Origin of the sequence: Escherichia sp. E.sYA108, from assembly GCF_011754335.1 — a bacterium.
Taxonomy (GTDB): Bacteria; Pseudomonadota; Gammaproteobacteria; order Enterobacterales; family Enterobacteriaceae; genus Escherichia; species Escherichia coli.
In genome coordinates this window covers 1,328,066-1,340,945 of sequence record NZ_JAAQVZ010000001.1, presented here as the reverse complement: position 1 = coordinate 1,340,945, position 12,880 = coordinate 1,328,066, and the positions used below count along the sequence as shown (strand labels likewise).

At 53.0% G+C, this 12,880-nt stretch carries 8 protein-coding genes; 2 read left to right on the top strand and 6 right to left on the bottom strand.

The features are described 5' to 3' along the window. Positions 1 to 112: 112 nt before the first annotated feature. Positions 113 to 1,306: an ROK family protein gene (locus tag HBM92_RS06450; protein WP_001305236.1), complete on the top strand. Its 1,194-nt coding sequence runs from the start codon at positions 113 to 115 to the stop codon at positions 1,304 to 1,306. Between the two features lie 63 nt (positions 1,307 to 1,369). On the opposite strand, the gene glyA is transcribed toward HBM92_RS06450, so the two are convergent. After that, complete coding sequence (glyA, locus tag HBM92_RS06445) at positions 1,370 to 2,623, bottom strand: serine hydroxymethyltransferase (RefSeq protein ID WP_000919159.1); 1,254 nt, start codon at positions 2,621 to 2,623, stop codon at positions 1,370 to 1,372. Positions 2,624 to 2,951: 328 nt separating this feature from the next. Between glyA and hmpA the strand changes: the two genes are divergently transcribed. Then, the gene (gene hmpA, locus HBM92_RS06440; RefSeq protein WP_000883112.1) at positions 2,952 to 4,142 is read left to right on the top strand and encodes an NO-inducible flavohemoprotein; all 1,191 of its coding nucleotides are present in this window, start codon (positions 2,952 to 2,954) and stop codon (positions 4,140 to 4,142) included. A gap of 44 nt (positions 4,143 to 4,186) precedes the next feature. On the opposite strand, the gene glnB is transcribed toward hmpA, so the two are convergent. The 5 genes from glnB to purL form a co-directional block, all read right to left on the bottom strand. After that, positions 4,187 to 4,525, bottom strand: coding sequence for a nitrogen regulatory protein P-II (glnB, locus tag HBM92_RS06435; RefSeq protein WP_000717694.1), 339 nt, complete (start codon positions 4,523 to 4,525; stop codon positions 4,187 to 4,189). A 60-nt stretch (positions 4,526 to 4,585) separates the two neighbouring features. Next, the gene (glrR, locus tag HBM92_RS06430) at positions 4,586 to 5,920 is read right to left on the bottom strand and encodes a two-component system response regulator GlrR (protein ID WP_001305238.1); all 1,335 of its coding nucleotides are present in this window, start codon (positions 5,918 to 5,920) and stop codon (positions 4,586 to 4,588) included. Beyond that, entirely contained in the window at positions 5,910 to 6,623 is a 714-nt protein-coding gene (gene qseG / locus HBM92_RS06425) for a two-component system QseEF-associated lipoprotein QseG (RefSeq protein WP_001215879.1), read from the bottom strand. The genes glrR and qseG overlap by 11 nt, the downstream gene beginning before the upstream one ends. 164 nt (positions 6,624 to 6,787) lie before the next feature. Continuing rightward, complete coding sequence (qseE, locus tag HBM92_RS06420) at positions 6,788 to 8,215, bottom strand: two component system sensor histidine kinase QseE/GlrK (RefSeq protein WP_001297612.1); 1,428 nt, start codon at positions 8,213 to 8,215, stop codon at positions 6,788 to 6,790. A 575-nt stretch (positions 8,216 to 8,790) separates the two neighbouring features. After that, positions 8,791 to 12,678: a phosphoribosylformylglycinamidine synthase gene (purL, locus tag HBM92_RS06415; protein WP_000970080.1), complete on the bottom strand. Its 3,888-nt coding sequence runs from the start codon at positions 12,676 to 12,678 to the stop codon at positions 8,791 to 8,793. Positions 12,679 to 12,880 lie beyond the last annotated feature (202 nt).

The window sequence follows — 12,880 nt, the reverse complement described above, 5'->3', positions numbered from 1 at the left end:
CCTCAATATTAACAAGACATACTGAATTAAAAGATTTGTGGCAGTGTATTGAACAATCTGGCAATGTTTTCGCGGAATAATCACGCAATTAACTAAACAAGGTTTAGTGAAGATGAGAGCCTGCATTAATAATCAACAGATTCGCCACCATAACAAATGCGTGATTCTGGAACTGCTGTACCGGCAAAAGCGCGCCAATAAATCAACGCTGGCCCGGCTGGCGCAAATTTCGATTCCGGCGGTCAGTAATATTTTGCAGGAACTGGAAAGCGAAAAACGGGTGGTGAATATCGACGATGAAAGCCAGACGCGCGGGCATAGTAGCGGTACATGGCTGATTGCGCCGGAAGGTGACTGGACGCTGTGCCTGAACGTGACGCCCACCAGTATTGAGTGTCAGGTCGCTAACGCCTGTTTAAGTCCGAAAGGTGAATTTGAGTATTTACAGATTGATGCACCGACGCCGCAGGCGCTGCTGTCCGAAATCGAAAAATGCTGGCATCGCCACCGTAAATTGTGGCCGGACCGCACCATCAATCTGGCGCTGGCAATCCACGGTCAGGTTGATCCGGTGACTGGTGTGTCGCAAACCATGCCGCAAGCGCCGTGGGCAACACCGGTTGAGGTGAAGTACCTGCTGGAAGAGAAGCTGGGCATTCGGGTAATGGTCGATAATGACTGCGTGATGCTAGCGCTGGCGGAGAAATGGCAAAATAATTCGCAAGTGCGTGATTTCTGCGTAATCAACGTTGATTACGGCATTGGCTCGTCGTTCGTGATTAACGAGCAAATTTATCGCGGCAGTTTGTATGGCAGTGGACAGATTGGTCACACCATCGTTAATCCGGATGGCGTCGTCTGCGACTGCGGGCGTTATGGCTGCCTGGAAACCGTCGCCTCGTTAAGCGCATTAAAAAAACAGGCGCGGGTATGGCTAAAATCACAACCGGTTAATACTCAGCTTGATCCTGAAAAATTGACTACCGCGCAGTTAATCGCTGCCTGGCAGAGTGGAGAACCGTGGATCACCAGTTGGGTTGACCACAGTGCCAACGCCATTGGTTTGAGTCTGTATAACTTCCTCAACATCCTCAATATTAATCAGATTTGGTTGTACGGTCGCAGTTGTGCCTTTGGTGAGAACTGGCTTAATACCATTATTCGCCAGACGGGATTTAACCCGTTCGACCGCGACGAAGGACCGAGCGTGAAAGCGACACAGATTGGCTTTGGGCAATTAAGCCGCGCACAACAGGTACTGGGAATTGGCTATTTGTATGTTGAGGCGCAGTTACGGCAGATTTGATGGCGCGATAACGTAGAAAGGCTTCCCGAAGGAAGCCTTTTTTCAACAGATTAACCGTTTCGCTTATGCGTAAACCGGGTAACGTGCGCAGATGTCGAGAACTTTACCTTTGATGCGCTCGATAACGGCTTCATCATTGATGCTGTCCAGCACGTCACACATCCAGCCAGCCAGTTCTTTCGCTTCGGCTTCTTTAAAGCCACGACGGGTAATCGCCGGAGTACCTACACGAATACCGGAAGTCACAAACGGGCTCTTCGGATCGTTCGGTACGCTGTTTTTGTTCACGGTGATGTTAGCACGGCCCAGAGCGGCGTCTGCTTCTTTACCGGTCAGGTTTTTATCAACCAGATCAACCAGGAACAGGTGGTTATCAGTACCACCAGAAACCACTTTGTAGCCGCGTTCGAGGAACACTTCTACCATCGCTTTGGCGTTTTTCGCGACCTGCTGCTGGTAAGTTTTGAACTCAGGTTCCATTGCTTCTTTCAGAGCAACCGCTTTACCGGCGATTACGTGCATCAACGGACCGCCCTGACCACCAGGGAAAACGGCAGAGTTCAGTTTTTTGTACAGCTCTTCGCTACCACCTTTCGCCAGGATCAGGCCGCCGCGCGGACCCGCCAGGGTTTTGTGAGTGGTGGTAGTAACAACATGAGCATGAGGAACCGGGTTCGGGTAGACGCCAGCAGCAACCAGGCCCGCAACGTGCGCCATATCAACGAACAGGTAAGCACCGATGCTGTCAGCGATTTCACGCATTTTCGCCCAGTCAACCACGCCGGAATATGCAGAGAAGCCACCGATAATCATTTTCGGTTTGTGTTCTTTGGCTTGTTTTTCCAGATCGGCGTAGTCGATATGACCGGTAGCATCGATACCGTAAGGAACGATGTTGTACAGTTTACCGGAGAAGTTAACCGGAGAACCGTGAGTCAGGTGACCGCCATGCGCCAGATTCATACCCAGAACGGTATCGCCTGGTTCCAGCAACGCGGTGTAGACCGCAAAGTTAGCCTGGGAGCCGGAGTGCGGCTGGACGTTAGCGTAGTCAGCGCCGAACAGTTCTTTCGCACGATCGATCGCCAGTTGTTCAACGATATCAACATACTCGCAACCGCCGTAGTAGCGTTTGCCCGGATAACCTTCAGCATATTTGTTGGTCAGCTGAGAACCCTGCGCCTGCATTACGCGCGGGCTGGTGTAGTTTTCGGAGGCGATCAGTTCGATGTGCTCTTCCTGACGTACTTTTTCCTGCTCCATAGCCTGCCACAGTTCGGCATCATAATCGGCAATGTTCATTTCACGCTTTAACATCCGCATCTCCTGACTCAGCTAACAATAAAATTTTTGGCCTTTATAGGCGGTCCTGTTGGACAACGGCGAACAGTATAACCGAATCATTGTGCGATAACAGGTCTTGACAAAGGAATTTACGCAAACGATTACCTTCAGGCTACGCAAGGCTTTGGAGAATAAAGAGCTTGCAACCGGAAACGGATTTCTTTTCAGGTTTGTGATGCAAATTTTTCACTTCATCACATTCTTTCTGAAAAACACCAAAGAACCATTTACATTGCAGGGCTATTTTTTATAAGATGCATTTGAGATACATCAATTAAGATGCAAAAAAAAGGAAGACCATATGCTTGACGCTCAAACCATCGCTACAGTAAAAGCCACCATCCCTTTACTGGTGGAAACGGGACCAAAGTTAACCGCCCATTTCTACGACCGTATGTTTACTCATAACCCAGAACTCAAAGAAATTTTTAACATGAGTAACCAGCGTAATGGCGATCAACGTGAAGCCCTGTTTAACGCTATTGCCGCCTACGCCAGCAATATTGAAAACCTGCCTGCGCTGCTGCCAGCGGTAGAAAAAATCGCGCAGAAGCACACCAGTTTCCAGATCAAACCGGAACAGTACAACATCGTCGGTGAACACCTGTTGGCAACGCTGGACGAAATGTTCAGCCCGGGGCAGGAAGTGCTGGACGCGTGGGGTAAAGCCTATGGCGTCCTGGCTAATGTATTTATCAATCGCGAGGCGGAAATCTATAACGAAAACGCCAGCAAAGCCGGTGGTTGGGAAGGTACTCGCGATTTCCGCATTGTGGCTAAAACACCACGCAGCGCACTTATCACCAGCTTCGAACTGGAGCCGGTCGACGGTGGCGCAGTGGCAGAATACCGTCCGGGGCAATATCTCGGCGTCTGGCTGAAGCCGGAAGGTTTCCCGCATCAGGAAATTCGTCAGTACTCTTTGACTCGCAAACCGGATGGCAAAGGCTATCGTATTGCGGTGAAACGCGAAGAGGGTGGGCAGGTATCCAACTGGCTGCACAATCACGCCAATGTTGGCGATGTCGTGAAACTGGTCGCTCCGGCAGGTGATTTCTTTATGGCTGTCGCAGATGACACACCAGTGACGTTAATCTCTGCCGGTGTCGGTCAAACGCCAATGCTGGCAATGCTCGACACGCTGGCAAAAGCAGGCCACACCGCACAAGTGAACTGGTTCCATGCGGCAGAAAATGGCGATGTTCACGCCTTTGCCGATGAAGTTAAGGAACTGGGGCTGTCACTGCCGCGCTTTACCGCGCACACCTGGTATCGTCAGCCGAATGAAGCCGATCGCGCTAAAGGTCAGTTTGATAGCGAAGGTCTGATGGATTTGAGCAAACTGGAAGGTGCGTTCAGCGATCCGACAATGCAGTTCTATCTCTGCGGCCCGGTTGGCTTCATGCAGTTTGCCGCGAAACAGTTAGTGGATCTGGGCGTGAAACAGGAAAACATTCATTACGAATGCTTTGGCCCGCATAAGGTGCTGTGATTTGATGTTGCCGGATGGAAACATCCGGCAACCCTTGACCCGTTTTAAATCGCCGCATCATCCTCTTCACCGGTACGGATACGAATGACCCGTGCCACGTCGAAGACGAAGATTTTACCGTCACCGATTTTGCCGGTTTGCGCCGTGCGAATAATGGTATCGACACAGGTATCGACAATGTCGTCCGGTACGACAATCTCAATTTTCACTTTCGGCAGAAAATCCACCATATACTCCGCACCGCGGTACAGCTCGGTATGGCCTTTCTGGCGGCCAAAACCTTTCACCTCAGTGACCGTCATGCCGGTAATACCGACTTCAGCCAGTGCTTCGCGGACATCGTCCAGCTTGAAGGGTTTAATAATCGCATCAATCTTTTTCATGCTATTCCTTGAAAAGGTCGCCTGTCTTTTGATCTGCTAAACGTAACACATAACGCCAATTCATTCCTTGAAATCGTTTGCATCCAGTTCGTGTCGGGAAAGCAGTTTATAAAATTCTGTCCGGTTGCGCCCCGCCATTCTCGCCGCGTGGGTGACGTTGCCTTTGGTGATTTGCAGCAGCTTACGCAAATAGTTGAGTTCAAACTGATTACGCGCCTCAACAAAGGTTGGCAGCGCCGTGTTTTCGCCCTCCAGCGCCTGCTCCACCAGCGCATCACTAATTACCGGAGATGATGTCAGCGCCACGCACTGTTCAATCACGTTGACCAACTGGCGCACGTTGCCCGGCCAGCTCGCAGTCATCAGGCGTTTCATTGCATCGGTGGAGAACGCGCGGACAAACGGTTTATGTCGCTCTGCCGCCTGGCGCAACAGGTGATTTGCCAGTAGCGGAATGTCTTCTGTGCGCTCCGCCAGGGCCGGAATTTTCAGGCTGACAACGTTGAGGCGGTAATAGAGGTCTTCACGGAATTCCCCGCGCGTCATCGCTTTTGGCAGGTCGCGGTGGGTCGCAGAAATAATCCGCACGTCGATATCAATATCGCGGTTACTGCCCAGCGGGCGCACTTTACGCTCCTGCAACACGCGCAGCAGTTTGACCTGCAACGGTGCGGGCATATCGCCAATCTCATCGAGAAATAGCGTACCGCCTTCCGCCGCCTGGAATAAACCTTCGCGATTGCTGACAGCGCCAGTAAACGCGCCACGTGCATGACCAAACAGCTCCGACTCCAGCAATTGCTCGGGTAATGCGCCACAGTTAATAGCAATAAATGGCTTGCTGTTGCGCGGGCTGGCGTTGTGGATAGCCTGGGCGAAAATCTCTTTCCCGGTGCCGCTCTGGCCGTTAATCAAAACGCTAACGTCTGATTGTGCCACCAGCCGCGCCTGTTCCAGCAAGCGCAGCATCAGCGGGCTGCGGGTGACAATCGCCTCGCGCCAACGTTCGTCGGTGGCTGGCGCGGATTGTTCCAGCGCATCGTCAATTGCCTGATATAGCGCATCTTTATCGACAGGCTTGGTGAGAAAACTGAACACGCCCTGCTGTGTTGCAGCAACGGCATCAGGAATAGAACCATGCGCGGTAAGAATAATTACTGGCATTCCCGGCTGCACTTTCTGAATTTCAGCAAATAGCTGCATACCATCCATTTCATCCATCCGCAGGTCGCTGATGACTAAATCTACTTTTTCGCGATTCAGTACCCGTAATCCTTCAACGCCACTTTCCGCCGTGACCACGCTGTAGCCTTCGCTGGTCAGGCGCAGGCCAAGCAGTTTCAGCAATCCCGGATCATCATCGACCAGTAATAAATGCGCAGGTTTATGGCTCATCAGGAGTGACCTCATCGGTGGATGGCGCGGGCTTTTCACTCTCGTGCGGCGTATCCGGCGAGAAATTTCCAGCCGGTTTGCGGGTCGAGAGCTGGCGTTCAATATCGGTCAGGTTTTCCAGCTTGCGGGTAGTGAGTTCCAGTTGCTGTTGTAGAACGTGATGTTGCTGGCGCAAAGTATCCAGCTCGCTGTCGCTGGACTGCTGGAGTTTGCTGTAGCGTTGGCGCTCTTCCGCCAGTTGCAGTTGCAGCGCCTGACCGTCGCGCCAGAGTTGATACAGTGGGCGAACCTGTGCCGGGATCTCGGTACTTAGCGCATCAATGCGCGCGACCAGCTGGCGGCGCTCATACGGCGTAATTTTGGCGTCGGCGAGCAAAATCCCTTGTTTAAAGGTATTTTGCCAGTTGCCGTCGTCATATTGGCGGGCTTGCTGACGCGACTGCGCAGGCATTAAACGATCAGCACAATCCATCGCCCGCAGCCAGTAAAGCGGATTGGTTTCGGTTGATTTACCTTGCAGCGCCCAGATGTCGCTACATTCAGTAGAAAGATAGTCAGCCAGTTGATAAACCGGAATTTTTTCTTCTGCTGGCGTATCAATGGCTGGCTTATTGTGACTCTGCACGCAACCCAGCAATGCCAGACATGGCAGCCCTGCCAGCCACAGCCGTCGGGGCAATAATCGTTGAAAAATGTGTCGCATATTCACCAGACTTAAAGCCTATCCCAGTGGGCGTAATTGTTGCAGGCAGTTTGGACATGGACAGCGCGGAGAAACCAGAGCGTACATGTCGTACGTGAAGATTTCGAGCACTGCCCGGGGCCGAACTGACAAATAAAATAGCCTGATGGGATGGGCTGTTAGCATTATTTCGTGTTTTTCGACGACGGTAATTCAATGCGGAAACAAACGTCTTGCCCGCTCTCGTCGACCAGATACAGTTCCCCTTGCATACGGCGAATACAATCCCTGGCAATGCTTAATCCCAGACCGCTGCCCTTCACCGCCCCTTTTCGCTGGTGGCTTCCCTGAAAAAAGGGTTCGAAGATCATGGCGCGTTCCTCTTGCGGAATGGGCGTGCCTGTATTGATGACATCAATATAAACCCGCGCACCATGTAAACTGCTGCGAAGGCAAATGTTACCGGATTCAGCCCCGTAGTGCACCGCATTGGAGTAAAGATTATCCAGTACGCTCATCAGCAGCATTGGCTCCGCCAGGCAAGCTGTTGCTTTGAGATCAACGTCGGTATGCATCATTTTAGCCCGTGCGGGCAGGCTATGAGCAGAAACCACTGTCTCCACCAGCGGTGCTAACTCAACATTCTCCAGTTCCACCGCACTGTCCGCCTGTTTACGGTTGTAATCAAGCAGTTGTTCGATCAGCTTTTGCAAATTGCGGCTGCTGCTATCAAGAATGCTCACCACCTCTTTTTGCTCTGGCGTAAGCGGCCCGACAACCTGATCAGCCAGTAATTCAGTGCCCTCGCGCATACTCGCCAGTGGCGTTTTTAATTCATGAGATAAATGTCTTAAAAATTGATGGCGTTGGGATTCCAGCCATGACAGACGCTCACTTAACCAAAGAATACGTTGCCCAACCGAGCGTAACTCGCTCGGTCCACTGAACGAGACGCTATTGCCCAGAGAACGCCCTTCCCCCAGCCGGTTGATCATGCGCTCGATATTTTTCACCGGACCGATAATCATCCTCGTGAAAAGCAGTACCATCACCAGACTCACCAGAAATAGCACCAGCGATTGCCAACCAAAATATTGCCCACGTTCGGCGATTTCACGCTGAAGTTGCTGCCCACGAGAGAACACCACTGTGCGCGTGGCCTGCACCATTTCGGTATTGGCACTGGCAAAGGCTTCCAGACGCGCGGCGGCAGCAGCATCGGGACCGCTGTTGTTACACTGAAGTTGAGCCAGATTATTCAAATCCTGACGTAATGCCTGGTAGAGTTTATCGTCCGGCAGCACGCCTGCGTGGGCATCGAGCATTTCGCTGTAACGCTTGCGCTGGCTTTGATAAACCTTCGCAAGCGTAGGGTCGTCCAGCACGCAGTACTGACGATAGCTGCGCTCCATCTCCAGTGCCGCGTTGGTCATCGCTTCACTGCGCCGGGCATCAATAAGCGTAGTGCGGTTAACCAGCGCCGCCTGATCGCTAAGTGCATTCAGGCTTTGCCAGGCTTGCCATGCCAGCACCAACAGGGGCAGCAGAATCAGCAAAAATGCCAGCATTACCAGTTGTCGTAATGAGCGGGGAAAAACGGGCCAGCGTTTCAAGGCGTTACTCTCGTCAGACGCGAATAGCCTGATGCTAACCGAGGGGAAGTTCAGATACAACAAAGCCGGGAATTACCCGGCTTTGTTATGGAATAAGGCGGTGCCTAACTCGACGTTTCGCCCGATGGTTGATATAGCTACGCTGATATCAGAAGTTGGACGGCAGGCACCTTGTTGTGCGTCATTCGAATTTTATGTAGCACGTCCCGAAGGGGCTGACATAAGTCGGTGAATGAGCCACTGCTTACTATTATGCAGTAACTGTGCCAATAAAGAAAATAGTTTGGTAACGTACTGATTATACACTGCTTTGAGGGGTTTATGGCTTCTCCACTATTTGAATGTAAATCAGCCACTGTGTCGCTAAAAAGAGACAACTTAAGATAAACTTATTAGATAATATTAAAATCAATGAGTTAAGTGTCACCAAAAAGCGACACGGCAAACCACCCATTGTCGTGATTTAAAGACACAAAAAAGCTCCCGAAGTTGGGAGCTCATAATAGCGGTTGGTGCTTAATGCCGGATGCGGCGTGAATGCCTCATCCGGGCTGCAATACCAATGGGTTGACGACTTACCCCAACTGCTTACGTGCATTGCGGAAAATGCGCATCCATGGGCCATCCTCGCCCCAGTTTTCCGGATGCCAGGAGTTGCTGACAGTACGGAAAACACGTTCCGGGTGCGGCATCATAATGGTGACTCGACCACTTTCAGTCGTGACTGCCGTAATACCATTCGGAGAACCGTTCGGGTTAGCCGGGTAGGTTTCAGTGACTTTGCCGAAGTTATCGACATAGCGCAGTGCCACCAGCCCTTTGCTTTCCAGTGCCGCCAGATGCGCCGCATCACGCACTTCCACGCGCCCTTCACCGTGAGAGACAGCAATCGGCATCTGCGAGCCCACCATCCCCTGCAACAGCAGCGACGGGCTTTGGGTTACTTCTACCAGACTGAAACGCGCTTCAAAGCGATCGGAGGTGTTACGCACAAAACGTGGCCACAACTCGCTACCCGGGATCAGTTCACGCAGATTAGACATCATCTGGCAACCGTTACATACCCCCAGCGCCAGCGTTTGCGGACGATGGAAGAAGGTTGCAAACTCATCGCGTACACGGTCATTGAACAGGATAGACTTCGCCCAACCTTCACCAGCGCCCAGCACATCACCGTAGGAAAAACCACCGCACGCTACCAGGACGTGGAAACCCTCCAGGCCCGTGCGTCCAGCCAGCAGATCGCTCATATGCACGTCGATAGCATCGAAGCCCGCACGGTGGAAAGCTGCCGCCATTTCAACATGGGAGTTCACACCCTGCTCACGCAGTACGGCAACTTTCGGGCGCGCGCCAGTGGCAATAAACGGTGCTGCCACATCTTCGTTGATATCAAACGACAGTTTCACATTCAGGCCCGGATCGGCGTCGTTTGATTTCGCCTGGTGTTCCTGATCGGCACACTCCGGGTTGTCACGCAGACGCTGCATCTGCCAGGTAGTTTCTGCCCACCAGACACGCAACGTGGTGCGGCTTTCGCTAAATACAGTCTGCCCGTTGGCGGTAATCACAAAACGGTCACCGGAAACCGCCTGCCCAACATAATGGACGCAATCAGCAAGCCCATGCTGTGCCAGTACCGCTTCAACGGCTTCACGGTCAGCGGCTCGAACCTGAATCACCGCACCCAGTTCTTCGCTAAACAATGCAGCCAGGCGATCGTCACCCAGAGTGGCGATATCCGCGTCAATGCCACAATGACCAGCAAAGGCCATTTCCGCCAGCGTTACCAGCAGGCCGCCATCAGAGCGGTCGTGATACGCCAGCAGCTTACGCTGTGCAACCAGCGCCTGAATCGCGTCATAGAAGCCTTTCAGTTGGGCAACATCGCGTACATCTGCCGGTTTGTCGCCAAGCTGACGATAAACCTGCGCCAGTGCCGTTGCGCCCAGCGCGTTATTGCCTTTGCCCAAATCAATCAGCAACAGTGCGTTATCTTCGGTAGAAAGCTGCGGCGTAATGGTGTGACGTACATCTTCCACGCGGGCAAATGCGGAAATCACCAGCGACAACGGCGACGTCATTTCGCGCTCTTCGTTACCTTCCTGCCAGCGGGTTTTCATCGACATAGAGTCTTTACCCACCGGTATCGTCAGGCCCAGCGCCGGACAAAGTTCTTCGCCCACAGCTTTAACGGCTTCATACAGGCCCGCATCTTCACCAGGGTGGCCTGCCGCCGCCATCCAGTTGGCGGAAAGTTTAATGCGTTTGATATCGCCAATTTGTGTTGCGGCGATGTTGGTTAGCGCTTCACCGACTGCCAGACGGGCAGAAGCGGCGAAATCCAGCAGCGCAACTGGCGCACGTTCGCCAATTGCCATCGCTTCGCCATAGTAGCTGTCGAGGCTGGCGGTAGTGACTGCGCAGTTAGCGACCGGCACCTGCCACGGCCCCACCATCTGATCGCGCGCCACCATGCCGGTTACGCTGCGGTCACCGATGGTCACCAGGAAAGTTTTCTCCGCCACGGTCGGCAGATGCAGCACGCGTTTCACCGCGTCAGCGATGGTGATCCCTTCACGGGCCAGCGCGTCGCCTTTCGCTTTCAGCGTTTGTACATCGCGGGTCATCTTCGGCGTTTTGCCAAGCAGTACGTCCAGCGGTAGATCAATCGGCTGATTATCAAAATGACGATCGTGCAAAGAAAGATGCAGTTCTTCGGTCGCTTCACCAATCACCGCGTATGGCGCGCGCTCACGCTTACACAGTTCGTCAAACAGCGGTAACTGATCGGCAGCAACCGCCAGCACGTAGCGTTCCTGGGATTCGTTACACCAGATTTCCAGCGGGCTCATGCCCGGTTCGTCGCTCAGGATATCGCGCAGTTCAAATTTACCGCCGCGCCCGCCGTCGCTCACCAGTTCCGGCATGGCGTTAGAAAGACCGCCTGCGCCAACGTCGTGGATAAACAGGATTGGGTTGGCATCACCAAGCTGCCAGCAACGGTCGATCACTTCCTGGCAGCGACGCTCCATCTCCGGGTTGTCGCGCTGTACGGAAGCAAAGTCGAGGTCGGCATCAGACTGACCAGATGCCATGGAAGACGCCGCGCCGCCGCCAAGACCGATGTTCATTGCCGGGCCGCCGAGAACGACCAGCTTCGCACCAACGTTGATCTCGCCTTTTTGTACGTGATCGGCGCGAATGTTGCCGATCCCACCCGCCAGCATGATCGGTTTGTGATAACCGCGCAGCTCTTCGCCATTGTGGCTGTTCACTTTTTCTTCATAAGTACGGAAGTAGCCGTTCAGTGCCGGACGACCAAATTCGTTGTTAAACGCCGCACCGCCCAGCGGGCCTTCGGTCATGATGTCCAGCGCGGTAACAATGCGCTCAGGTTTACCGAAATCTTCTTCCCACGGCTGTTCGAAGCCAGGAATTCGCAGGTTGGATACGGAGAAACCAACCAGACCAGCTTTCGGCTTTGCGCCACGTCCGGTGGCACCTTCATCGCGGATTTCACCGCCGGAACCGGTCGCCGCGCCCGGCCACGGAGAAATCGCCGTCGGGTGGTTGTGAGTTTCAACTTTCATCAGAATATGCGCCGGTTCCTGATGGAAATCGTAGCGGCCCGTTTCGTGGTCAGCAAAGTAGCGGCCCACTTCAGAACCTTCCATTACGGCGGCGTTATCTTTATAAGCAGAGAGAACGTGGTCTGGCGTGGTTTCGAAGGTGTTTTTGATCATCTTGAACAGCGATTTCGGCTGCTGTTCACCGTCGATAATCCAGTCGGCGTTAAAAATTTTGTGGCGGCAGTGCTCAGAGTTCGCCTGAGCAAACATATACAGCTCGATGTCGTTCGGGTTACGACCCAGCTTTGTGAACGCATCCTGCAGATAGTCAATTTCATCTTCCGCCAGTGCCAGGCCAAGACGCAGGTTAGCGTCAATTAGCGCCTGACGGCCCTGCCCCAGCAAATCTACGCTGGTGACCGGAGTCGGTTGATGGTGTGCAAACAACTGCTCTGCATCATCTAAAGCAAAAAAGACCGTTTCCATCATGCGGTCGTGCAGTTCAGCGGTAACCTGCTGCCATTGTTCATTGGTCAGCGTACCGGCTTCTATATAGTAAGCAACGCCGCGCTCAAGGCGGTTAACCTGTTGCAGCCCGCAGTTATGGGCAATATCGGTCGCTTTCGAAGACCAGGGAGAGATGGTGCCAGGACGCGGGGTCACCAGCAGGAGTTTGCCTTGCGGGGCGTGGCTGGCGAGTGCCGGGCCATATTTCAGCAGGCGTTCAAGTTGTGCGTGCTCATCATCGTTTAACGGCGCATTGAGGTCAGCAAAATGGACATACTCGGCGTAAATATTGTGAACCGGGAGCCTGGCAGCCTGAAAACGTGCCAGCAGTTTGTTGATTCGGAATGCCGACAATGCAGGCGAACCACGCAGAATTTCCATCATAAGTCTCTCGTCTTCTAAGCTTTCGGTGTACCCAAGGGGGGGAAACGGGCGTCATTATAAAGAATCTGATGCGCTGACGAAACCGTTTGCGTGGAAATAAAATCACCATCGTGAATTAGCAACGCGTGCCGCCAATGGCTGTAATAAGTTGCCATCTGGCGCAGGTTTACGCAAAATGCCGCTCATTTATGAGTAAACCTTT

Coding starts and splice junctions, on each gene's coding strand:
- glrR (WP_001305238.1), bottom strand. CDS start 5,920: ATGAGCCATAAACCTGCGCATTTATTACTGGTCGATGATGATCCGGGA.
- purL (WP_000970080.1), bottom strand. CDS start 12,678: ATGATGGAAATTCTGCGTGGTTCGCCTGCATTGTCGGCATTCCGAATC.
- qseG (WP_001215879.1), bottom strand. CDS start 6,623: ATGCGACACATTTTTCAACGATTATTGCCCCGACGGCTGTGGCTGGCA.
- hmpA (WP_000883112.1), top strand. CDS start 2,952: ATGCTTGACGCTCAAACCATCGCTACAGTAAAAGCCACCATCCCTTTA.
- HBM92_RS06450 (WP_001305236.1), top strand. CDS start 113: ATGAGAGCCTGCATTAATAATCAACAGATTCGCCACCATAACAAATGC.
- glyA (WP_000919159.1), bottom strand. CDS start 2,623: ATGTTAAAGCGTGAAATGAACATTGCCGATTATGATGCCGAACTGTGG.
- glnB (WP_000717694.1), bottom strand. CDS start 4,525: ATGAAAAAGATTGATGCGATTATTAAACCCTTCAAGCTGGACGATGTC.